Source organism: Paenibacillus timonensis (assembly GCF_022427145.1).
Taxonomy (GTDB): domain Bacteria; phylum Bacillota; class Bacilli; order Paenibacillales; family Paenibacillaceae; genus Fontibacillus; species Fontibacillus timonensis.
The window spans coordinates 24,447-47,159 of the sequence record NZ_JAKSXN010000016.1 but is presented as its reverse complement, the minus strand read 5'-3'; the positions used below and the strand labels follow the sequence as shown (position 1 = coordinate 47,159).

The window sequence follows — 22,713 nt, the reverse complement described above, 5'->3', positions numbered from 1 at the left end:
CGACACGATGACGTTGGAATATGAGATTATAGGATAAGTTGTAAGCAAGATATATATGCTGCAGGGTCCTTCCGCCACTTGGCGAACAGATGTATAATCATGGAAGATGCTCAGACGACAAACGCCCTAACCTAAGATAAGAGCTATCTTGGGCTGGGGCGTTTTGTGTATACAAAGGCAATTTGGAAGAATCAGAAACATGAAATCGTTTGTTTTGTGATTTCTGTTTCTTCGTTCATTGCAGGAGTCTCGCTGAAGTGTTTGGTAAAGGAAGCTAATTATGAAATTAAAAGGCTTGAGGACAGAATGAAAAGAACCCAATAACGTGATTGCGGGGATGAAACAGTAATTTTGAGGAATCAAGGAGGGAAGGTTGATGCAAGAAAAAACTCCGATAGCAAAATATCATGTGCTGGCTCGAGGAGTTATCATCAAGGATTTCCATCTCTTAGTTGCTCATTGTAAGGGAATGGATAACACATTTTTACCCGGAGGACATGTTGAATTTCATGAGAGCATAAAGACCACCTTGTACAGGGAAATCAATGAAGAACTTGGTTTAACCAGTGAGGTTGGCGCTTATCTTGGAGCGGTTGAAGCTAGCTACGAAGACGGAGGCGTGTATCATCAAGAAATCAATCATGTGTTTGCTACTAAACTAGAGTATTTAGATCTTGGAACGAATCCCGAATCGAAAGAGAGTCATCTAGATTTTTATTGGATCCCCGTAAATGAGATGGATCGTCACAATTTACTTCCCGAACCAATGAGAAAGCTTATTCATAACTATATTCGTGGTCCTGAGGGTCCTTACTTTGAAAGTACATTTGATTGAAAAAGCTTAAGCGCGATGCAACACTCACGAAAGGGAGAGAAGATTCTGACCGAGGTTTCCTTGAAGAAGTATATTGAGATTGGGATTGGTAACACGTGGCTAATTAGAACAGAGATAGAACACGAAGATGGAACCGAGACCGAAATGAAAGGTATCGTAAAACCATTTAAATTAAAATCAGTTTATTTAAGAGTTTGGATAAGAAGGAGAGTTTTGATTCTTGATCTCAGAGAAGGAGTAAAGGTTCAGGCTAAAAGTAAAAGCAACTTCAAGATCATACTAGGATTTTACGGCGTTTGATAGCTCGCAACTGAATAACCTCTAGTCGTGAACGTAATAGGAAAGGAGACAAATAAGTGAACGCAATATCCGCACTTCTTATCTTACTTACCGTACTCTTTGGGAATCCAACAGAGAAAACCTTTATTATCGATGGTCCATCCATGAGCCCGACGATAAATCACGGAGATCGGGTGATGGTAAACACGGAATTGAATGATCGTATTGGTAAAGATGACATTATTATTTTTGAGCAAGACGATAAATCATTCTGCAAACGTGTCATCGGGATTGAAGGAGACCATATCGAAACGGTGGGAACTCAAATCAGGGTTAACGGCAAGGAGCGATACCAATCGGAAGCTCAAATCGGGAAAGACACTGATATTACCCTACAGAAAGATGAGTTCTATGTCATCGGAGATAATCTTGATAACAGCCTGGACAGCAGAACGTATGGACCCATAAAAAGATCGCAGATTATAGGGAAAGTGACTTCAGTTATGAAAATGACAAATACGAATAGAATTGAGGAGAAAAGACCATGATTCAGTCGATCGTCCATATCGCTCTTGTGGTTAAGGATTATGACGAGGCCATAGATTTTTATACGAAAAAACTTCATTTTACATTAGTAGAGGATACCTATCAGCCGGAACAGGATAAACGATGGGTAGTCGTTTCTCCGCCAGGCTCAGTGGGTACGACAATATTGCTCGCAAAGGCTTCGAAACCGGAGCAAGAGCCGTTCATTGGAAATCAGGCCGGAGGTAGGGTTTTTCTGTTTCTGAACACGGATGATTTCTGGCGAGATTATCAGGATATGGTTTCAAAAGGGATTGAATTTGTTAGAGAACCCAAGGAACAGGAATATGGAATCGTGGCAGTTTTTAAGGATTTATTCGGCAACCTGTGGGATTTACTGCAGCTCAAAGAAGATCATCCGATGATGAAACGCGTGAAATAAATCGGCAAGCGAGCCATCACATGCTAGGGAGGGGAAGAAATGATCAGTGTGAAATCTCCAGGAGGGTCAATGTTTCCCTACTATTACAAAGGGGGCGAGATCCATTGCCTGAAGTATGGAAGCATGTATAAAGATGAGGAAAGACTATTTCGACTCATTCAAGAGGAAGAACAATTTATGATCGGGGTTCATCGGAAATTAAAGATTTGGGTGGATTTTTACAAGACCTCCATAACGGATCGAGTGATTCAGGAATTGATCAATCATTTAAGCAGAATAAGCTTATATGTAGAGAGATTGTCTATCGTGGGCCTTTCCCCCATGAATGCCTGGAGGCTGAAAAAGCAGATCAAAAAATCGGGTCTAGACTTGAACATTCGTTTTTATGCGGATCCAGAGGATGCCAAAACCTGGTTGGTGACGGAGAAGAATTCCTTGTTGAGAAAGATAGTCCATTAAGCAAGCATGTTCTCTATCATATAAGCCGTAAAAATAACTAGGAAACCGTATGGGAGGAGATCCAATGACGAAATGGGAGTATAAAACGATTAAGGTGAAAACCGGAGGATTTATGGGGGGGAAAGTGGATGAGACGGAGTTTGAGAGTGAATTAAATCATTTTGGCCAATCTGGTTGGGAAGTGGTGTCCTGTTTCGATACCAGTTATGGTCAGGGGACATCTAGAGAAGTGATTGTTGTATTTAAGAGACTCTTGGTGGACTGAAAATAGTCCCGAAGGAAGGTGCCCTAAGATGGCAGAATGCCGATTGATTTATAAGGATGAACTGGAGGACCTTCTCGCTCTATACAAATTTCTGATACCGGATGATCCAGAAGTAGAAAGAGGTCCTAAACTGGATCAGCATTGGAATGAGATCCTTCATGATAACAACATGAACATCGTGGTTGTAGAACATAATGGTGAAATTGTCGCGTCATGCGTATTCATTATTGTAAAGAACCTAACAAGAAATGCTCGGCCCTATGGGCTCATCGAAAACGTGGTAACGCATGGAGCCTACAGAAGAATGGGATTTGGACGAATGGTTTTGGAAAAAGCCAAGGAAATGGCCATGGAGCAGAATTGTTATAAGCTGATGTTATTAACGAGCTCCAGAACCGAAGGTGTCCATGAATTTTATGAGAGCGCTGGATTTATAAAGGGGAAGAAAACGGGGTTCGTTATGAACCTGTAACGGCATGCCTTAAGGGAGGATTGTTTCATGGGATACATTTCGGAGCTTCGCAAACTGGTCGGCACAAGGCCGATCATCATGGTTGGGGTGAGCGTCATCGTCAAGAATCCGGAAGGACGAGTGCTGCTTCAGAAACGGACGGATAGTCGGGATTGGGGAACGCTTGGCGGTTCCATGGAACTCGGAGAGACCTTTGAGGAAACCGCACGCCGTGAGCATTTTGAGGAGGCAGGGCTCCAAGCGGATGCGCTGAAATTCATCACGAATTTGTCCGGCGAAGATTTCTACTACAAGTACCCGCATGGGGATGAGGTATATAATGCCATCGCCGTTTACGAGGCGGTTCGTGTCCATGGCACACCGACCATCAACGATGATGAAGGCCTTGAATTAAGGTACTTCTCCCTGGACGAGCCGATCGACAACTTGAACTCCAACAGCTATATGATTTTAAAACAAGCGGGATATATCCAAAAATGGTAAAAGGAGAGGTGGGCTTCCGATGAATCAACCTTGGTCAGAGCAAATGCCGGCGGTTCAGTTTCGCGTAGCACGGCCGACGCATCAGATGGATAAGATCATCGAGTTCTATTCGAAAGGGCTTGGACTGGAAATCGTAGGTTCCTTCGCAAAACATGAAGGTTATGACGGGGTGATGTTTGGTTTGCCGGGAGTCAATTATCACCTGGAGTTTACGCAGCATGTGGACGCCGTTCCGGTGTTGCCTCCCTCCAAAGACAATTTGTTGGTCTTCTACATTCCGGATGGCAGCGCCAGAGACGAAATCGTCGCGCGGTTAAGTTCCATGGGCTACCCCGAAGTCGAACCTGAAAATCCCTATTGGAAGCAACAGGGCATCACCGTATGCGACCCGGACGGTTGGAGAATCGTCTTGCAGAACACGGCGGGAATCTAGCAGGATACTTGGAATAGAATTGCGGCTTTCCGAACTTGCTGTTATACTTTTGCCTATAAAATGGAATTGGGGGTTTTACAGATGGCAATTCGCGATTGCTCATTTGCTAGGAAGTCCTCATGCAAAGCCTGATCTAGGGCGATACTTTGCGTGGGGTGCGAGAGGATGAATTCGATCGCCCAAACTTAACTTTATCGTTTCTAATAACAGGCTTTGCACCTTATGGATTTGAGGGTACATCACAAATAAGGGGCTGAAAGCTATGAGTACACCATTTATTAGAAACCACCAGTATAACGTGATCAAGAAACAAGCGGAATTTCTTCAGAGAACACTGCGTACCGTCGCGGATCGAAGCGTTCTGGAGACCGTAAGGTTTAGTGCCGTTACGAAGATCGTTGAGGCCTTTCCGATGCTGACGGAGGAGCAGAAGCAGATGCTGGGTCAAATCGCTTCCTTCGAGACGGCTTACGATTTCCAAAGGTATCTTGGCGCATTAGAAGGATATCTGGAGCCTTTTCCGCCGATTACGGCGAAGCAGATTGAGAAGCTATTCCCTAAAAATAAGAAACTGAAAGTACCGGATCTCGCCTCCATCGACTTTCGTTACGTGACGTACTTGAGTTGGGTGGATATCGCGTCGAACAAGCTGTTTATCGTCTATCCGCATGAGGGTCGGTTTATCGGCATCGAAGGACGGATAACGCCGACCAACAAGAAAGGGTATTGCTTGTTCTGCAATCGGCATCAGGAGCTTGCTTTTTTCTCGGTCAAAACCAAATCCGCCAATGCTTCGCCGGATAACTTCTCCATGTACGGGCATTATGTCTGCCTGGAGAACCAGGGCTGCAACCATAGCATTACGGATACGGGAGCCTTGGAGAGGTTCTTGCTGTCGGTAGGAAAATAAATAAGGGAGAAGAAGATCGCCGTTATACGGTGGTCTTCTTTTTGCTTTTGCAAGGATTGTAGGTGCTTAGGCATTGGAGTAAAATGGAAGCGAAACCAAGGTGATAATCGGGGGAGATACTCCGGGAACACCGCAGAGTGGAAATTTACGTTTAAGGTGCAAAAATAGAATTGACAAGTGACAAGGGCCCCCCAACCGTCGGGAAGGCCCTTTTTCATGCGCTCTTCTAGCCTCAAGCCCGCTCCGCCACCGGCCAACGCGCCGCACTCCGCGGGTTCTTCTTGTACTCGTTAGGTGTCACCCCGACCTCCTGCTTGAACAGCTTGGAGAAATAGGAGTAGTTGGCGTAACCGACCTGGTTCGCCACGGCGTACACGGACAGTTTGGACGTTTCGAGCAACTGCTTGGCGACGGAGATGCGGACCTGGATGACGTAACTGCCAAGCGAGATCCCCGTTTCTTTTTTGAATAAGCGGGCCAGATAATCCGGGTTGAGATAGACGACCTCCGCCAGATCGTTCCGCGTCAATTCATCGCCGTAATGGGCGTGGATGTATTGCTTGATTTCCTCGGCGACCGATTTCGGTTCCGCCGCGAAGTCCCGATAGGCCATGGCCGTATTCACCAAATAAGTCACGTATTCCTGCATGTCCTCGATCGAATGGAGGGATCCGGCTAGCAGCTCCTCATTAGCCCGCGCGGCGTACAGCTTATGCGCTTCGATGCCTTTTAACTTCAGGAAGGCGTATACGAGTTGCACGATATCCAACCGGAACAAAGCGAGGCAAGAGGTGTCTAATGTCTTGCGGTCCAAGCGGTCCTTGAGGTAACGCGACGTTTCTTCCATGAACGCGGCCGGATTGTTCTGATGAAGCAACTCCTCCAATCGCGCCAAGTCCGGGGGGAGATATACCGGCGGCTTTTGCGAATCGTCGCGCTCCGCCCAATAGGTTCGGTTGCGGGTTTTCGTCAAATTCTCGTTCATCGCCAGCAGTTGGTGCAGTACCTGACCGATTCTCTCCAACCGGCCGGAGAGGCCCACGCAGCAGCAGGCGTCGCAATACAAATACGCGTTCGCCCGGCGAATCCATTCGGCGCACAACTCCGCAAGTATTGCGGATTCCGGCGGGCCGTTCCACTTGAGGATCGCGATCCAATGATATTCCTTGAACTCCAGGAGGGTTTCGACGGAAAATCGCGGGTTCTGCAGCAGCTCGCCCAACACGTTCCCCAGGGCGAAGTCGAACAACCCCTTCTCCTCCCGGCCCAGGCTGCCGTTGTAGGGAAATACGTGAATCAGCACCGGCTGGATGAGGTCAGACGGAAGGTAGGCGAGCTGCTGATCTTCCACGGCCTGAGCCACCGCCGCCGGCTTGACGGGGGTGGCCGCGCTGGCGCTGATCTGTTTCCGCCAGAAATACTCCACCAGGTTCGCCTGATTTTTCTGCCACAGCGCCCCTTCCTGAATCGCCCTCTCCCGATGCTGCTGTTCCTGGGCCCGAGCAACCGCTTTGCGGAGGATCAGCATCAGTTTATCGAATTCGATCGGCTTGAGGAAATATTCGAAGCTCTGCAGCTCGATCGCTTTTTGCGCATAGTTGAAGTCGGCGTAATTGGTCAGGAAGATGGCCTGAACGGCGTAGTTCTCCTCCCGAATCCAGGCCAGCAACTCAAGCCCGCTTCCCTGAGGCATCTCGATGTCGGAAATGAGGATTTGCACCGGATACCGCTGCAGAATATCGCGAGCCTGGGCAACGTTGTTTGCTGTATACACCTTCTCGATGCCCAGCGACGTCCATTCGATTTTCTTCTCCAAAGCGGCGACGACGTAAACATCGTCATCCACGACCAAGGCATTCATACCGCCACGCTCCTGTTCGTCCCGGCCGATGCCGGGAGGGATAAAATCACGCACGCCCCGCCATCCTCCCGATTGGAGAACGACACGGCCGCTTGCCCGCTATAGAGGGAAGCCAAACGCTGCAACGTGTTCATAATTCCGATATGGTTCCCTGCGGATTGATCCAAGGGGCTGCCGTTCTGCAAACACTCCAGGATCTCCGGCGGGAATCCGGGTCCGGTATCGGCGATCCGGATCACTAATCGCTCCTCGCCGGCTTCCTGCCGCAGCCGCACCGCCAACTCGATTTGCACTTGCGAAACTCGGGATACCGCGTATTTGACCGCGTTTTCCACGAAGGTCTGCAGGACGAGCGGCGGGATCCTGGCGTCCCCCAGAAGATCCCTCTCCTCAATGCGGTAGGCTAGCGCATCGGGATACCGGTGCTTCTGGATGTCGAGATAAATCCGCACGTGTTCGATCTCGTCCCTTAGCTTCACGAAATCGCCGTCGTTCTGGAAGATGTAGCGGAAGTAACGCGAGGTGGACAAGGCCATCTGCTCGATTTCCCGGTACAGCTGCATTTGCGCCATGCTGTAAATATTCGTCAGGCAATTCAGGAAGAAATGCGGGTTGATCTGCAGCTTCATATAATCCAGCTGGATGCGCTGCTTTTCCAGTTCCCGTTCATACAGGTCGATTTTGAACTTCTTGATCTGGTCGACCAGGTTCATGAATTGCTTGTTAGCTCTTTCCAGCTCGATGATCTTACTGCCTTCGAACGCTAATGACTCGCCTTCTTCCGTCCAGAACGCCAGGTTGTAGGAGAAGCTTTTGATCGGACGAAGGACCTTGTTCCGGAAATAGAGCAGGATGAACCCGAGGCTGCAAGTGATGATGACCGCCAGCAGGAGAATCAGCAACTGGGCAATCATGATTTTCTCGAATGTCCCGAATTGGATCACCAGCTTCACGTGAAAAGAGGCGTTCGTGAACTCCCCGTTCACCGTCGTTCCGCCCTTAAATAAATTCGGAAAGAATGACGACTGCCGCTCCTCGCCCAGCCGTTCGCCGTTGTTGGAAATCGGGCTGGTCAGGACCTGGCCGCGATCATCGACCAGGGAGACGAACCCGTTTTCGCCCAGATTCAACTCCCGTAACGGACGAATCAGATGATCCGCGGATACCAGGCTGATCATGTAGCTGTCGTGATAAGGAACGATGTTCGTGATGTAATACCTGCCGCCAATCTCAACCGGCATCCACTTGGAGTAAATTTTCTCGTACACGTCCCGCCCCGCTTCCACGTTGGCGATGACCTGCTCCTTCAGTTCCAGGTAATCCGAATACGGAATGCTGATCGGCGAACAGTTGAGGAAAAACTCCTGTTCCTTCAAATACACGAAGAAGTTGTATTCCTGCCCGTAGTTTTTTTGCAGCTCGTTAAAACGTTTGTGCAATTTTCATTCCCCTCGAAAAACTCCACACTGTTCATGGGGTTATCGTTCATCGCCTTCAGGCTTTCGTCGTTCGCCAGCGTCCAGCCCGTATAGTGGTTGATATAAGCGAAATCATGGTTAATCCGGTTGATGTATAAGTCCGCGGTATCCTGCAAGTAACGCGTGGATTGCTGTTTGACGATCGAAATCGCGGACAGGCTGATGGCGAAATCCAAAATCAGGACGATGAAGGAGATCAGAAACATGAAATTGACGTAATGGCGGACCGGATACTGTTTGTTTTTCGTCGATTTGGCCATGGCTCGCTAGCGCCGCATCCTTTCCCGCGCGCATCCATTCGTTCAACCGATCCGATGAATGCGCTTTTACAGTGTTTAACCCTATTATAAATCCTACCTTTAAAAAAAGAAGGCGTTATCCGGCTTGCCCTGCCGGAAAGTCCGGATAATGCCAGGAAAAGTCTGCTTACCGTCAGACGGCTGCCGAGGGAGTCGCCCATGAGGCTCCCCGGGCTTCGGAACTCGGCGGAATAGTCCGCATTCCGCGCCCAAGTGGTCCGGTAAACGCGCAAGGCGCGAAGCTATACTTAAGACGTTGAAGCCGCCGGACTGATGGAAGGCGCGCCTCGGAGCAGACGATAGAGAAGGAGGGGATGTCATGAAATCCGGCGCATGGGGTTTTAGGCGGACGTTCGGGCGAATCAAACAAAACCGGGGACTGTATTTGCTGCTGTTGCCCGCGGTCGTGCTGTCGCTGTTGTTCGCATACAAACCGATGTACGGCGTGCTGATCGCGTTCAAGGATTACAGCCCGGCGCTGGGCATTGACGGCAGTCCATGGGTGGGGTTCAAGCATTTCGAGAAATTTTTCCATTCGTATCAGTTTTCGACGACCATTAAGAACACCATCGTGATCAGCTTATACAGCATCGCCACGTTTCCGATTCCGATCGTGCTGGCGTTGATGGTGAATCAGATGCGGGCGAACCGGTTTCGCCGGTTTTTCCAAACGGTGTCGTACATGCCGCACTTTATCTCCACGGTCGTCATGGTCGGGTTGATGCTGATCTTGCTCTCCCCGAGTACCGGCCTGGTCGGTAATTTGTACAAACTGTTCGGCGGGGATGCGCCCGATTTAATCGGCTCGGCCGGATGGTTCAGCAGCATCTATGTCTGGTCGGACGTGTGGCAGCACGTCGGATGGGACAGCATCATTTACATCGCCGCGTTGTCCACGGTCGATCCGAGCCTGTATGAGGCGGCCACGGTCGACGGGGCCAGCCGCTGGCACAAAATCCGTTACATCGATATTCCGATGCTGATGCCGACGGCGATCACGCTGCTTATTTTGCGGGTCGGCGGCCTGCTGGGGGTCGGATTCGAGAAGGTCTACCTGATGCAAAACGACCTGAACATTACCGCGAGCGAAATTTTGTCCACGTACATTTACAAAATCGGCCTGCTGAGCAGCCAGTACAGCTTCTCCTCGGCCGTCAACCTGTTCAACACCGTCATTAACTTCCTGCTGCTGATTCTGGTGAACCAGATTTCGAAGAAATACAGCGAGAACAGCTTATGGTAGGGGAAAGGAGGAGAGGGAGATGGACACAGCCAATCCGGTAGCGAACGCGGCCGCGCAGCCGATCAACAACCGCTCGTCCGACAGAGTGATGGAAGTGCTGCTTTATGTTTTTGCCGTCTTGTTTCTGATCGTCTTGATGTATCCGCTTTATTTTATCGTCATCGCTTCCTTCAGCGATCCGTCGACGGTGGCGAACGGGCAGGTATGGTTCGTTCCCAAGGGCTTTACCCTGGACGGGTACAAGGAACTGTTCAAGCACGAAAACATTTGGATCGGTTACCGAAACACGATATTGTATACGGTAGCGGGCACGGCCATCGGCCTGGTCGTCAACGTGTCGGCGGCGTACGCGCTGTCGCGGAAGGATCTCGTCGGAAGGAAGTTCCTTTCCTTGTTTTTCATCTTTACGATGTTTTTCAGCGGCGGACTCATCCCGACCTTTTTGACGATCCGGGATTTCCATCTGTACGATACGTTTCTGGTCATGGTCCTCCCGTTTTCCGTGATCGTGTACGATATCATCGTCGCTCGAACGTTTTTTCAATCGAGCATTCCCGAGGACCTGTGGGAGGCGGCGCAAATCGACGGTTGCGGCAACCTCCGTTATTTCGCCCAAATCGTGCTGCCCCTGTCCAAGGCGATCATCGCGGTGCTGGGGCTTTGGATCGCCGTCGGTTACTGGAACTCTTATTTCAATGCTTTGATCTATCTGAAAAATCCGGACCTGCATCCCCTGCAGCTCGTGCTGCGCAACATCCTGATCACCAATCAGATGCAGTCGGGCATGGGGACCGGTGAAGCGGCGCAAATCGCGCTCCGGCTCGCCAATCTGATGCGGTACTCCGTCATCATTATCGCGACCGTTCCGATCATGTGCGTGTATCCCTTCCTGCAAAAATACTTCAATCAGGGGGTGATGATCGGCGCGGTAAAGAGCTAATCCGTTACGTTTAAGCAAAGTAAAATCCATGAATGGGGGATCTTTCAATGAGCAAACAAGCCGGAAAATTCGCGGGGAAAAAATGGACGGCGCTGGTACTCGCAGGCGCGCTTGCCTTTGGGCTGGCGGGCTGCGGCGGGGACAATTCTGCCACGGGTTCGGGGAACCCGGCACCAAGCGAAACGAGCAACTTCAATAAGGAAGGACTGCCGATCGTGAACGAACCGGTGACCCTCAAAGTGCTGACCATGCGCTGGGGGAACATGGGCGATACGTTTACCCAAAACCAATGGTTAAAGGATTTGGAGACGAACACGAACGTCAAAATCGAATGGCAGGTCGTGTCCTCCAACGATTGGGGCGAGCAGAAATCGATCATGCTGGCCAGCGGCACGCTGCCGGACATCATCCTGGGCGACCAGACCTTTTCCGATTCCGATATCGTTAATAACCTGAGTTACTTCCGTCCGCTGGACGATTACATCGATCCATACATGCCGAACCTCAAAGCCGCCATGGCCGAGACGCCGGAGCTGAAGAAGATCAGCACGTTCCCGGACGGCAAAATCTACTCCTTGCCGACCCGGCTGCCGTCGCGACCGAAAACGAAAAACCAGCCGGTCATCAACAAAGCATGGCTCGATCAATTGGGGCTCCAAGTACCGGACACGGTCGACGATCTTTACAACGTATTGAAAGCGTTTAAGGAGCAGGATCCGAACGGTAACGGGAAAGCGGACGAAATTCCGTATACCGAAACCGGACTGGCGCCGGATTTCCTGAATCCGTTCGGCATTACCGACATCAACGCCAATAACATGCTGGTGAAAGACGGGAAACCGGTGTACTATCCAATCAGCGAAGAGTACAAGGAAGGCTTGAAATTCGCCAACAAGCTGTATGCGGAAGGCCTGATCGACAAAGAGCTGTTCACCCAGGATGCGACGATGACGTCGGCGAAACAGCAAAACGCGGATGCCCCGATCGTCGGGTTCACGAACCAATGGACGCCGGATGCGGTGTTCGGCAAATGGAGCGATCAGTATGCCGCCATTCCGCCGATCGCCGGTCCCGACGGGAAGCGCTACAATCCGGGGAATCCGAACGGCATGAGCTTTAACCGCAACGAGCTGTTGATTACGACGTCCTGCAAATATCCGGAAGTGGCCGCCCGGTGGGCCGACCAGTTCTATACCAACGAAGCGAGCATCCAGAACTTCTGGGGCGCGATCGGCACGGTCATTCAGAAGAACGACGATGGCACCTACACTTTGATGGATCCGCCGGCCGGAACCAGCGCGGATGCGTGGTACTGGGAGCAATCGCTGCGGGACTTCGGACCGAAATACGTCAGCCCTTCCTTCGAGAAAAACATTGTGCTGAACCCGAAAGCCGGCGATGGCTTGAAGCTGGAGATCGACAAAATGGGCAGCGAATACGTGACCACGCCGTTCCCGAACGTCATGTATACGGCCGAGGAGTTCCAGGAGCTCCCGACCTTGACGACGGACATCGATACCTATGTGGCGACGATGCGTGCCCAGTGGGTAACGAAAGGCGGCATTGACGAAGGCTGGGACGCGTATGTGAAGAAGCTGAACGACATGGGCCTGGAGAAGCTGATGAAAATCCGCACCGACGCCTATGACCGTTATATGAGTGTGAAATAAACCGAATTAATGTCTGCGGAAACCGCCCTGCAAATGAAAATGCAGGGCGGTTTTGTTTCTCATCGGAATAACCGGGCCTGATGCAGGTATGGATGCCCGCGGCGGAGAATAAAGCATTAGATATGCGCTGATGCCATAAGGAGAAGGAGGAACCCCATGAGCGAAAAGCGGATCAACCAATCGGGCAATCCGTTATTTCCGGGCTGGTATGCGGACCCGGAAGCGAGGATTTTTCAGGATCGGTACTGGATTTACCCGACGTATTCAGCCCCATACGATATGCAGACGCAATTCGATGCCTTCTATTCCACGGATTTGACGGAGTGGACGAAGGCAGAGCGCATCCTGAAGATGGAAGACATCGCATGGGCGAGGCGGGCGTTATGGGCTCCGTCCCCGATCGAACGAAACGGAACCTATTATTATTACTTTGCCGCGAACGATATACAACACGACGATGAGCTTGGCGGGATCGGCGTGGCCGTTGCCGAACGTCCGGAGGGACCGTTTCGGGACGCGATCGGCAAGCCGTTGATCGACCGGTTTCATTATGGCGCGCAGCCCATCGATCCCCATGTGTTTCTCGATGATGACGGGAGCGCTTATCTGTACTACGGGGGCTGGGGGCATTGCAATGTGGCGAAGTTGGCCGAGGATCTGGTTCATTTGGACACGTTCGAGGACGGAACCCCGTTTAAGGAGATCACCCCGGATCATTATATCGAAGGGCCTTGCATGTTCAAACGGAACGGCGTCTACTATTTCATGTGGTCCGAAGGGGGCTGGACCGGGCCGGATTATTCCGTGGCCTACGCCATGTCCGATTCGCCGGTCGGACCGTTCAAGAGAGTGGGGAAGATTCTGCAGCAGGATCCGGAAATCGCCACCGGTGCCGGCCACCATGGATTCCTGCAAATTCCGGACAGCGACGAATGGTACATCGTTTACCATCGCCGGCCGCTCAGCGAAACGGATGCGAATCATCGCGTGGTTTGCATGGACCGGATGTGGTTTGAAGAGGACGGGCGAATTCAGCCGGTGCAGATGACCCATGAAGGAGTGGCGGCCAGACCGCTGCGGCGCTAGCCGCAATAACGGGAAAGGGGGGATCACGATGCAGTTGACGGAAAGAAAGCTGTGGAATGCCAATCATCAGCGGTTAACCGCTCTTTTGCAGAATCCAAAAGGGCATGAGCAAGCGGTGGAGTTGTTTCTCAGCCAGCATGCCTGGTTGTATGTCTCGAAGATGGCGGACGCGGGTTCGGCCAACAAGTTGAATACGCTGGAAGACGAACTGCTGGATGGGATCAGGGAGGAGACGCTTCGTCAGTATCCCGTAAAGGCGCCTGACACGAAAAACTCGATTCTTTGGCATTTATGGCATATCGCCCGCATAGAGGACATGACGATGAACGTGCTGATTGCAGGGCGTGAGCAGATTTTTGAGGAGGGAGATTGGCTGGCCAAGATGGGACTCGCTTGCACCCATACGGGAAACGGCATGACAGAGGAGGAAGCGGCCGAGCTGAGTGCCGGAATCGACATTGAAGCCTTGCTCGGCTATCGGATCGAAGTAGGCCGGCGCACCCGGGAGATCGTCCGCAGCATGGAGCCCGCGGATATGAAGCGCAAAGTGCCGGGGGCGGGAATCGAAAGGCTTCGTACCCAAAGTGCGGTGAAGCCGGAAGCCGAATGGCTGCTGGAGTATTGGAGTAAGAAGACGTTGGCCGGATTGATTCTGATGCCGGCGACCCGGCATAATTTCCTGCACTTGAACAAGGCGATTCGCATCAAGCAACGGCTCCAAAAGCAAGGTTAAGGAGGGATTGGGTGGATAAGCAGAAGTTGGTTCGCATCTTTGACAAGCAGGCCAATCAATATGATCGCCGTACGGAAAATCCAGCCCAAAGCCGGTGGCGTCAGCAACTGCTGAGCCATGCCCGGGGACATGTTCTGGAGCTCGCTGTCGGGGCGGGGGCGAACTTCCCTTACTACCCGTTGGGCGTGCACGTCACGGCGGTTGATTTCAGTCCGGCCATGCTGGAGAGAGCTCAGCGCCGGGCAACGCACTTGCATGTGAACGCGGAATTCGTCTGCACGGACATGGAAAATGCGGATTTTGCCGATCATTCGTTCGATACGGTGGTTTCCACGCTTTCGTTTTGCAGCTATGAGCGGCCGCTGGAGCTGATGAGGAAACTTCGTCGCTGGTGCAAGCCGGAGGGTGAAATTCTGCTGCTGGAGCATGGGATCAGTTCCCGTCGGCTGGTCGCCGCGCTGCAAAAATCGCTGGATCCCCTGTTATACCGGGCTTATGGCTGTCATCAAACGCGGGAGATCCGGCAATTGGCCGAACAGGCCGGACTCCACGTCATCGAGGCGGAAAGCTACTGGATGGATATGGTCCAGTTGCTTCGGGCGAAACCCGGAAGTGCACAGGAGGCAAGATCATGACGATCAACTTCTTCGACCTGGCTTATTTGCAACAAGGCAATGCGCGTCAACGCCAGGCTTACGAGGCGCTAACGGAGCTGCAGGTTGCCGACAGGCTGGCCTTCTACCATCCGGTCTTGGTCGGAACGATTCCGCTGGAGATCGATGTGCCCGAAAGCGACTTGGATCTCATCTGCGAGGTTTATGACGCCAAGCGGTTTGAGCAGGAGCTGCAGCTCTATTTCGGGGCATGCCGGGATTACGCCTGCTCCAGCAAAACCGTTGGCGGCCTCCTGCGTACGGTCGCGAATTTTACGCATCGCGGCTTGGCGTTCGAGGTGTTTGGCCAGCCCGTGCCGGTAACGGCGCAAAACGCCTACAGGCATATGGTGATCGAGCATCGGATGCTGGAGATGGGAGGGGCCGGAACCCGCGACGCCATCCGTAAGCTAAAGGCAGGAGGGCTGAAGACGGAACCGGCTTTCGGAGAGTTTTTTCGAATCGACGGTGACCCTTATGAGGCGCTGCTGGCCATGTACGATTGGGAGGATGCGCGGTTGCGCCAATTTATGGAAGAAAGGATCAGAACGAAATGATCAGCAAACAGAACGCGGAGCATTATGTTTGGGGCGGGAATTGCGATGGCTGGCGGTTGGTGGACCGGGAGGAATGCAGCATTATTCATGAGAAAATGCCTCCGGATAGCCGGGAAGTCCGGCATTTTCACGAAAAGGCGGAGCAGTTTTTCTTCGTTTTGTCCGGCTGCCTGCATATCGAATTGGACGGGACCGAACACGAGCTTCATCCGCAAGAAGGGATCGAGATCCCGTCGAATATTCCGCACCAGGCCATGAACCGGTCAGCCGACCCGGTAGAATTTCTCGTCATTTCCCGCCCGAATACGCGGGGGGACCGGGTGTTGGCTTGAAGGGATGCACGACTGTTTTTGTATCCAAGGAAGGGGAGAAAGGAAATGTACGCACATCATGCCGAGTCGATCGAGAAATTAAAGGCCAAGCTGGCAGCCCGGGAGGACATATTGGCCTTGCTGGTTTCCGGTTCGATTGCCCACGGATTCGCTAAACCGTCCTCGGATGTAGACGTAATGATCGTGGTGTCCGAAGAGGACTATGCCCGTCGAGTAAACACGGGAGAGACGACGTATTGGGAGAATGAATCGACGGACTATGAGTCCGGTTACGTGGACGGGAAATATATCTCTTGCGGGTTTATGAAGCAGGTGGCCGAGAAAGGGAGCGAGCCGGCCCGTTTTGCGTTCGAAGGGGCGATCCTTATCTTTTCGAAAATCGCAGGATTGGAAGATCTGCTGGCGAGTATCGTCCGGTACCCGGCAGAACGAAAGCGGGAGAATATCGCCCGTTTCCTGGCCCAGCTTGAAGCGTGGAAATGGTATTCCGCCGAAGCCTTCAAGCACGACAACCTCTACCTGCTGCGGCATGCCGTCAATAACTTGGTTTTGTTCGGCGGAAGATTGATCCTAGCGCATAATGAAATGCTCTATCCTTACCACAAATGGTTTCTTAACGTCCTGGAAAAAGCGCCGCATCGGCCCGAAGGCCTCCTGCATTTGATCGAACGGATGCTGCAAGAACCCGCGGCCGAGCATATCGAAGCGTTTTACCAGTCGGTCCGCACGTTCGCCGATTGGGGCGAGGACGGACGAAGCTGGCCGTCGCGTTTCCTGGAAGACAGCGAATTGAACTGGCTGAACGGCTTTACGCCAGTGGGTGATATTTAACGGAACAACGGCTCGCCTATTTTCCTGCCGCGATCTCTTTCAGCCGTTCTTTGACCGGCCCGGTACATACGCCGCCATGGTAGGTAATTACCGTTTCCACATCCAGGGCGGCCAATTTTTCAACCGACTGAAGAGCCAGGGCGTAATCCGGCGTGAACTTCGCTTCGGGCGGCTGAACCGTCCCGCCGCTCGAGACGAGCGCGTCCCCGCTGATCAACGTTTTGCTGGAAGGATGATACAAGCTGATATGGTCGGGCGTGTGTCCGGGGGTGTACATCACCAGCAATCCCCCGCCAAACGGCAGCTCGTCGCCGTCGCGAAGCGCCCGATCCACCTTGACCGGTTCGGCGGTAATTCCGCTCTTGATCAGCGGGATTTCGCCGGCCAGGTAAGGAATCCCCGTTTCGTGGGCCAACACGTCCAACTTCCCCGCTTTCGCCCGGATCAGTTCCGGCAAGCTTCCAATATGATCCCTGTCCTGATGCGTGATGATCACGTGCGTCAGCTGTTCCAGGGAGAACCCCGCTTGCTCCAGCCCTTCGCGGATCACGTCCAATTGACCGGGAACTCCGGTATCGACGAGGACGAGATGATCGGTACCCCATAACAACGCCGCATGGACCGGCATCTGGTTCCCATTCGGCAAGTTCAGGTTTAGCGGCAGCGGCAGGATCCCCGCTACAGTTCTTTGCTCCATGATTGTTCCTCCTCAGCGGTCATGTTCTGATAACTCATTCCTGCGCCAAATCGTAGCAAAGAATCGTCCGAACGACAAGCCTTAGCCCAACCTTCAAGTAAGGGTCTGCGGAGGAGCAAATCGTCGAGAAAGGCTTCTTTTGTCCCCTGAAAACGCTAAAAATGCCGAAAATAATTTGTTTTTCCTATCTTTTTTGCATTCGGCCTTGCTTTACAAAGATTTGCCGGAAGCGTAATATTCGTCTCATGAAATGAATCCAATATAACATTCTGTATCGCTTAATTTCCGATCAGGAAAACGGGGGACCCAAATGACCGGTGCCGATGTGAGAGTCGGCGGAACGGTCCGGGGTGAATCCCTTGCGGCAGCAGTGCTTGCCGCAAGGGTAGGGCGACTCTCACCGCCCGAATCCGACAGCTAACCTCGTCAGCGTAAGGAGAGAGGATGATGGCTTGTAATCTTGCAAACCACAGGGAATCCTCTGTGGTTTTATTATGCCCTTTAATGAAAGATTTCAGATTGCTTACATTAACAAAGAAGTAGAAAATTAACAAAAAATAAACATGATCTACACTGAGTCCTTGACTTTCAAGGAACGGGGGACCCATTCGGGCGGAGCGCAGGTCGCGCTTACCGCCTATGGGGCGAATCCTGGCGATGCTTGCGTATCGCGAGGTAGGGCGTCTCTCGCGCCCGAGCCCGGCAGCTAACCTCGTAAGTGCAACGAGAGAGGAAACCTTATAGCGCGATTCCCATAGCAGCACATGCCGGAAGCCCGCGAAGATTCCCTCTTCCCAAGGCTTCTTTTTTGATGCCGAATTCAGTGATTTCAGGAGGAAAGAAAAGACATGTGCAAGCTCGAATATGCGCTTGTGACGGCCCCGAATGCCTTGGCTGTCGAGTTTATCCGAACGATGAAAATCCGCGGCATCCCGTTTGCGCTAATGGTCAATAATTCCAAAAGCCGCAAAGAAGCTACGGAGCGGGGAATAGAGCATGTTGTTCTGGTGGATACTACAAAGCGCAAAAATCAAATCGTTCCAGAAATCCCCATCGGGCCCGTGTATATTTTCGAGGAATCGTTGACTTTGACTTGCCGGTATTTGCAATTCTGCCGCCCGTGGACGAGAAGTCCGATCTACATCATTACGCAAAGGATGAACCCCGGTGCGGTCTACAAAGGGCTCGGAGCGAACTACGTAATTTATACGAAAGGGAAAGACGTCTCGTTTATTTTGCAAAAAGAGAACAAAGGAGGGGCATACGGACAATGACGGATATTTATATGTTGGGCATTTTGATCCTCATGACCTTGATGATGGTCGGCCTTGTTTCGTGGGCTTCCAAAGCGACTTCGGAAGGTAGTGAGATGCGATGATGTGGGTACTGGGCATCATCCTTGCCGCGATGTTCGTTTACTTGGGTTATGCGCTGCTTCATCCGGAAAAGTTCTAAATATTTGTCGTTCGGAGGGATAAGACGTGACTATCTATAGTTGGATCGCCATTATCGTGACGGTGGGGCTTGTCGTTCTCATTGCCAAACCGGCGGGTTTGTATATGGCGAAGGCTTTCGATTACAACACAACCGGCCTGGACCGATGGTTTGGACCTTTGGAAAAGGTGATTTACAAGATCAGCGGCATACGCCAGGAAAATCAAACCTGGAAACAGTACGCCATATCCGTCGTGCTGAGCAACGCGGTGATGATATTGATCGTTTATCTGATTTTCAGGGTACAGAGTATCCTGCCGCTGAATCCAAGCGGAGTGCCGAACATGGAGCCAACGCTGGCCTTCAATACGGCGATCAGCTTTATGACGAATACGAACTTGCAGCATTATAGCGGGGAAAGCGGCCTGTCCTATCTTTCGCAGATGATCGCGATCGTATTCCTGATGTTTACGGCGCCGGCCTCGGCGCTGGCTGCGGCCATCGCGTTTATTCGCGGGCTGGCCGGTAAGCCGCTCGGCAACTTCTTCGTCGATTTGATCCGTTCGATTACGCGGATTTTACTGCCTATCGCTTTTGTAACGGCTTTGATTTTCGTGGCTGCGGGAGTTCCCCAAACTCTCGAGCCGACCGCGGTAGCCCATACCCTGGAGGGGGCGGAGCAGCATATTGCCCGGGGACCGGTCGCTTCGTTCCTATCGATCAAGGAGCTCGGGAATAACGGCGGCGGATTTTTCGGCGTGAACTCGGCCCATCCGTTCGAAAACCCGGGCGGAATCAGCAATCTGCTGCAAATTTTGCTGATGATGTTTTTCGGTACCTCCCTTCCTTTCACCTATGGGAAAATGGTCGGAAACACCAAACAGGGTCGCGTATTATTCGTGTCGATGCTGATGATGTTTATCGTGATGCTGGGCGTCGCGCTGGCGTCGGAAAGCGCCGGCAATCCGGCGTTGAACGCCATGGGAATCCAGCATGACCAAGGCAGCATGGAGGGCAAGGAAGTCCGTTTCGGCATGGCCCAGTCCGCGTTATATGCCACCGTGACAACGGCATCGGAAACCGGGGCCGTCAACACGATGCATGATACGCTGACGCCGCTCGGCGGTTTGGTGACGATCTCCAACATGATGCTGAATACGGTTTTCGGCGGCGTGGGCGCCGGTTTCCTGAACGTCTTGATGTATGCGATGATCGCGGTGTTCCTGTCGGGCCTGATGGTAGGGCGGACGCCGGAGTTCCTCGGCAAGAAGCTGGAAGGCAGAGAGATCAAGCTGATCGCCGTCACGCTGCTGATTCATCCGCTGCTGATTTTGGCCCCGACCGCTTTGGCTCTGGTTAGCTACCCGGACACGATCTCCAATCCCGGTTTCCATGGCTTGACGCAGGCGTTGTACGAATTTACGTCGTCGGCGGCCAACAACGGTTCGGGTTTTGAAGGGCTTGGCGACAATACGCCTTTCTGGAATATCGCCACCGGCATCGTGATGTTTCTCGGCCGCTATTTCTCAATCGTGACGCTGCTTGCGGTAGCGGGGTCGATTGCGGCGAAAAAGCCGGTACCGGAGACGGCCGGCACGTTTCGGACGGATACGGGCCTGTTTGCGGGCGTGTTCGTCGGCACGATTCTTATCGTCGGCGCCCTGACGTTTTTCCCGGCCTTGGTGTTGGGACCGGTCGCCGAACATCTCACCTTGATGCCTTAGTACGTTGAATGAAGGAGAGGAACTGGCATGAATAAGAAAAAAACGATGCTTTCCGGAGCGATCGTTAAAAATGCGGTCAAAGCATCATTCATTAAGCTCGATCCTAGGGTCATGATTCGCAACCCGATCATGTTTGTGGTCGAAATCGGGTTTCTGATCACCACCTTTCTGATCTTTGTACCGGACGCTTTCGGAGGCGGCGTATCCCGTGGCTTTAACCTTACGGTTGCGCTGATTCTGCTGATTACGGTCCTGTTCGCGAATTTCGCGGAGGCGCTGGCGGAAGGCCGCGGCAAAGCGCAAGCGGACTCGCTCAAGAAAACGAAAAAAGAGATTATGGCCAATAAGCTGATAGGCCAACAAGTGAAACAGGTGCCTTCCACCGAACTGCGCAAAGGCGACATCGTCGTCGTATCCCAAGGCGAAATGATTCCGGGCGACGGGGAGGTTATCGAAGGTCTGGCCTCTGTCGACGAATCCGCCATCACCGGCGAATCGGCGCCGGTCATCAAAGAAGCCGGCGGGGATTTCAGCTCCGTGACCGGCGGCACGAAGGTGATCAGCGACCGGATCAAAGTGAAGATCACCAGCGATCCCGGGGAATCCTTCCTGGACCGGATGATCTCGCTCGTGGAAGGAGCCAAACGCCAAAAAACGCCAAACGAAATTGCGCTGAACACCGTCCTGATCAGTTTGACCCTGATCTTCCTGATCGTGGTCGTCACGCTGCAGTTCTTCGGGCAGTACCTGAACGTTCAACTGGAAGTGCCGATTTTGATCGCCCTGCTGGTCTGTTTGATTCCGACCACGATCGGCGGCTTGCTGTCGGCGATCGGGATTGCGGGCATGGACCGCGTCACGCAGTTTAACGTACTGGCGATGTCGGGGAAAGCGGTCGAGGCTTCCGGCGACATCAACACGATCATTTTGGATAAAACGGGGACCATCACGTTCGGTAACCGGATGGCCAGCGAATTCGTTCCCGTCGGCGGAGCCGGGTTGGCCGAAGTCTCGGCCTGGGCGGCGATCAGCTCGGTCAAGGACGATACCCCGGAAGGGCGTTCGGTGCTGGAACTGATGAAAAAGCAAGGTTTTGCCTACGACGCCGCTCTGGCCGAAGGCGGGGAATTCATCGAATTCAAGGCGGAAACGCGCATGAGCGGCATTGATATGCGCGACGGCCGGAAGGTCCGCAAAGGCGCGGTGGACGCGGTGAAGAAATGGGTTCTCGCTCAAGGCGGTCAAGTTCCGGCGGACCTTGATCCAAACAGCGACGCCATCGCCACGGCCGGCGGCACGCCGCTCGCGGTGGCGGTGGACGACAGGATCTTTGGATTGATCTATTTGAAGGATACCGTGAAACCCGGCATGCGGGAACGGTTCGACCAAATGCGGCAAATGGGGATCAAGACGATCATGTGCACGGGCGACAACCCGCTGACGGCCGCGACGATCGCCCGGGAAGCCGGCGTGGATGATTTTATCGCGGAAAGCAAACCCGAAGACAAAATCGCGGTCATCCGCAAAGAACAAGCCGAGGGCAAGCTGGTCGCGATGACGGGCGACGGCACGAACGACGCCCCTGCGTTGGCGCAGGCGGACGTAGGGATCGCGATGAACAGCGGCACCGTGGCAGCGAAGGAAGCCGCCAACATGGTCGACCTCGACTCCGACCCGTCCAAAATCATCGAGGTCGTGTCGATCGGCAAGCAGCTCTTGATGACCCGCGGGGCGTTAACCACCTTCAGCATCGCCAACGATATTGCCAAATATTTCGCGATTATCCCGGCGATGTTCATGCTGGCGATTCCCGAGATGAAAGCCATCAACATCATGGGGCTGGGTTCCCCCGACTCGGCGATCATTTCGGCGCTGATCTTCAACGCGATCATCATTCCGCTTTTGATTCCGCTCGCGATGAAGGGCGTTGCTTATAAACCGATGAGCTCCTCCAAACTGCTGGCCCGCAACCTGCTGGTGTACGGACTGGGCGGCGTGATCGTGCCGTTTGCCGGCATCAAAATCATCGATCTGCTGGTCCACTTGTGGATTTGATTACTTTCGGAAGGATG

General features: G+C 52.6%; 27 protein-coding genes and 2 riboswitches. Of the genes, 23 read left to right on the top strand and 4 right to left on the bottom strand.

Translation table 11 applies throughout. The features are described 5' to 3' along the window. Positions 1–376 precede the first annotated feature (376 nt). The 10 genes from MJ257_RS08315 to MJ257_RS08270 all read left to right on the top strand — a co-directional run bounded on the left by MJ257_RS08315 (position 377) and on the right by MJ257_RS08270 (position 5,103). Positions 377–835: an NUDIX domain-containing protein gene (locus tag MJ257_RS08315; protein ID WP_240268807.1), complete on the top strand. Its 459-nt coding sequence runs from the start codon at positions 377–379 to the stop codon at positions 833–835. Between the two features lie 60 nt (positions 836–895). Next, entirely contained in the window at positions 896–1,135 is a 240-nt protein-coding gene (locus tag MJ257_RS08310; protein WP_240268806.1) for a DUF3977 family protein, read from the top strand. A 56-nt stretch (positions 1,136–1,191) separates the two neighbouring features. Beyond that, complete coding sequence (gene lepB, locus MJ257_RS08305; RefSeq protein WP_240268805.1) at positions 1,192–1,662, top strand: signal peptidase I; 471 nt, start codon at positions 1,192–1,194, stop codon at positions 1,660–1,662. Continuing rightward, complete coding sequence (locus MJ257_RS08300; RefSeq protein WP_240268804.1) at positions 1,659–2,081, top strand: VOC family protein; 423 nt, start codon at positions 1,659–1,661, stop codon at positions 2,079–2,081. Before lepB ends, MJ257_RS08300 begins: the two co-directional genes overlap by 4 nt. 39 nt (positions 2,082–2,120) lie before the next feature. Next, entirely contained in the window at positions 2,121–2,540 is a 420-nt protein-coding gene (locus MJ257_RS08295) for a hypothetical protein (RefSeq protein WP_240268803.1), read from the top strand. Between the two features lie 64 nt (positions 2,541–2,604). Next, positions 2,605–2,805, top strand: coding sequence for a DUF4177 domain-containing protein (locus MJ257_RS08290; RefSeq protein WP_240268802.1), 201 nt, complete (start codon positions 2,605–2,607; stop codon positions 2,803–2,805). 28 nt (positions 2,806–2,833) lie between these two features. Beyond that, positions 2,834–3,277 carry a GNAT family N-acetyltransferase gene (locus tag MJ257_RS08285; RefSeq protein ID WP_240268801.1) on the top strand — a complete coding sequence of 148 codons (444 nt, stop codon included), beginning with the start codon at positions 2,834–2,836 and terminating at the stop codon, positions 3,275–3,277. Positions 3,278–3,304: 27 nt separating this feature from the next. Continuing rightward, positions 3,305–3,760 (top strand): NUDIX hydrolase, encoded by a 456-nt coding sequence (locus tag MJ257_RS08280; RefSeq protein ID WP_240268800.1) that lies wholly within the window; start codon positions 3,305–3,307, stop codon positions 3,758–3,760. A 19-nt stretch (positions 3,761–3,779) separates the two neighbouring features. Continuing rightward, on the top strand, positions 3,780–4,193 hold the full coding sequence (locus MJ257_RS08275; protein ID WP_240268799.1) for a VOC family protein: 414 nt from the start codon (positions 3,780–3,782) through the stop codon (positions 4,191–4,193). Between the two features lie 262 nt (positions 4,194–4,455). Continuing rightward, complete coding sequence (locus MJ257_RS08270) at positions 4,456–5,103, top strand: FusB/FusC family EF-G-binding protein (protein WP_240268798.1); 648 nt, start codon at positions 4,456–4,458, stop codon at positions 5,101–5,103. Between the two features lie 232 nt (positions 5,104–5,335). Here MJ257_RS08270 and MJ257_RS08265 read toward each other — a convergent pair whose 3' ends face one another. From MJ257_RS08265 to MJ257_RS08255, 3 genes are read right to left on the bottom strand one after another with little or no spacing between them, the layout of a single operon-like run. Further along, positions 5,336–6,964 carry a response regulator transcription factor gene (locus tag MJ257_RS08265; RefSeq protein WP_240268851.1) on the bottom strand — a complete coding sequence of 543 codons (1,629 nt, stop codon included), beginning with the start codon at positions 6,962–6,964 and terminating at the stop codon, positions 5,336–5,338. Further along, entirely contained in the window at positions 6,961–8,403 is a 1,443-nt protein-coding gene (locus tag MJ257_RS08260) for a cache domain-containing sensor histidine kinase (protein ID WP_240268797.1), read from the bottom strand. Before MJ257_RS08260 ends, MJ257_RS08265 begins: the two co-directional genes overlap by 4 nt. Further along, on the bottom strand, positions 8,337–8,702 hold the full coding sequence (locus MJ257_RS08255) for a hypothetical protein (protein WP_240268796.1): 366 nt from the start codon (positions 8,700–8,702) through the stop codon (positions 8,337–8,339). The genes MJ257_RS08260 and MJ257_RS08255 overlap by 67 nt, the downstream gene beginning before the upstream one ends. Positions 8,703–9,060: 358 nt before the next feature. Here MJ257_RS08255 and MJ257_RS08250 point away from each other — a divergent pair, with 358 nt between their 5' ends. The 9 genes from MJ257_RS08250 to MJ257_RS08210 all read left to right on the top strand — a co-directional run bounded on the left by MJ257_RS08250 (position 9,061) and on the right by MJ257_RS08210 (position 16,786). Further along, on the top strand, positions 9,061–9,984 hold the full coding sequence (locus MJ257_RS08250) for an ABC transporter permease (protein ID WP_240268795.1): 924 nt from the start codon (positions 9,061–9,063) through the stop codon (positions 9,982–9,984). Positions 9,985–10,003: 19 nt separating this feature from the next. Then, on the top strand, positions 10,004–10,924 hold the full coding sequence (locus tag MJ257_RS08245) for a carbohydrate ABC transporter permease (protein WP_240268794.1): 921 nt from the start codon (positions 10,004–10,006) through the stop codon (positions 10,922–10,924). Between the two features lie 47 nt (positions 10,925–10,971). Then, positions 10,972–12,594 (top strand): extracellular solute-binding protein, encoded by a 1,623-nt coding sequence (locus MJ257_RS08240; protein ID WP_240268793.1) that lies wholly within the window; start codon positions 10,972–10,974, stop codon positions 12,592–12,594. Between the two features lie 156 nt (positions 12,595–12,750). Continuing rightward, a complete protein-coding gene (locus tag MJ257_RS08235) occupies positions 12,751–13,680 on the top strand; it encodes a glycoside hydrolase family 43 protein (protein WP_240268792.1) in 930 nt (309 codons plus the stop codon). Then, complete coding sequence (locus tag MJ257_RS08230) at positions 13,646–14,413, top strand: DinB family protein (RefSeq protein WP_240268791.1); 768 nt, start codon at positions 13,646–13,648, stop codon at positions 14,411–14,413. The genes MJ257_RS08235 and MJ257_RS08230 overlap by 35 nt, the downstream gene beginning before the upstream one ends. 11 nt (positions 14,414–14,424) lie before the next feature. After that, positions 14,425–15,048, top strand: a complete 624-nt coding sequence (locus MJ257_RS08225; RefSeq protein WP_240268790.1) for a class I SAM-dependent methyltransferase — start codon at positions 14,425–14,427, stop codon at positions 15,046–15,048. Then, positions 15,045–15,623, top strand: coding sequence for a DUF4269 domain-containing protein (locus MJ257_RS08220; RefSeq protein ID WP_240268789.1), 579 nt, complete (start codon positions 15,045–15,047; stop codon positions 15,621–15,623). Before MJ257_RS08225 ends, MJ257_RS08220 begins: the two co-directional genes overlap by 4 nt. Then, the gene (locus MJ257_RS08215) at positions 15,620–15,955 is read left to right on the top strand and encodes a cupin domain-containing protein (protein WP_240268788.1); all 336 of its coding nucleotides are present in this window, start codon (positions 15,620–15,622) and stop codon (positions 15,953–15,955) included. The genes MJ257_RS08220 and MJ257_RS08215 overlap by 4 nt, the downstream gene beginning before the upstream one ends. 45 nt (positions 15,956–16,000) lie before the next feature. Further along, positions 16,001–16,786: a nucleotidyltransferase domain-containing protein gene (locus tag MJ257_RS08210; RefSeq protein WP_240268787.1), complete on the top strand. Its 786-nt coding sequence runs from the start codon at positions 16,001–16,003 to the stop codon at positions 16,784–16,786. Positions 16,787–16,802: 16 nt separating this feature from the next. Here MJ257_RS08210 and MJ257_RS08205 read toward each other — a convergent pair whose 3' ends face one another. Further along, positions 16,803–17,483, bottom strand: coding sequence for an MBL fold metallo-hydrolase (locus MJ257_RS08205; RefSeq protein ID WP_240268786.1), 681 nt, complete (start codon positions 17,481–17,483; stop codon positions 16,803–16,805). A gap of 265 nt (positions 17,484–17,748) precedes the next feature. After that, positions 17,749–17,931: riboswitch (cyclic di-AMP (ydaO/yuaA leader) on the top strand. Between the two features lie 113 nt (positions 17,932–18,044). Then, a riboswitch (cyclic di-AMP (ydaO/yuaA leader) is annotated at positions 18,045–18,220 on the top strand. 111 nt (positions 18,221–18,331) lie between these two features. Between MJ257_RS08205 and MJ257_RS08200 the strand changes: the two genes are divergently transcribed. The 4 genes from MJ257_RS08200 to kdpB all read left to right on the top strand — a co-directional run bounded on the left by MJ257_RS08200 (position 18,332) and on the right by kdpB (position 22,696). Then, a complete protein-coding gene (locus tag MJ257_RS08200) occupies positions 18,332–18,757 on the top strand; it encodes a hypothetical protein (protein ID WP_240268785.1) in 426 nt (141 codons plus the stop codon). Positions 18,758–18,857: 100 nt separating this feature from the next. Further along, on the top strand, positions 18,858–18,938 hold the full coding sequence (gene kdpF, locus MJ257_RS24965; RefSeq protein WP_372489759.1) for a K(+)-transporting ATPase subunit F: 81 nt from the start codon (positions 18,858–18,860) through the stop codon (positions 18,936–18,938). A 32-nt stretch (positions 18,939–18,970) separates the two neighbouring features. Then, a complete protein-coding gene (gene kdpA, locus MJ257_RS08190) occupies positions 18,971–20,641 on the top strand; it encodes a potassium-transporting ATPase subunit KdpA (protein ID WP_372489758.1) in 1,671 nt (556 codons plus the stop codon). Positions 20,642–20,668: 27 nt separating this feature from the next. Beyond that, the gene (gene kdpB, locus MJ257_RS08185; protein WP_240268782.1) at positions 20,669–22,696 is read left to right on the top strand and encodes a potassium-transporting ATPase subunit KdpB; all 2,028 of its coding nucleotides are present in this window, start codon (positions 20,669–20,671) and stop codon (positions 22,694–22,696) included. Positions 22,697–22,713 lie beyond the last annotated feature (17 nt).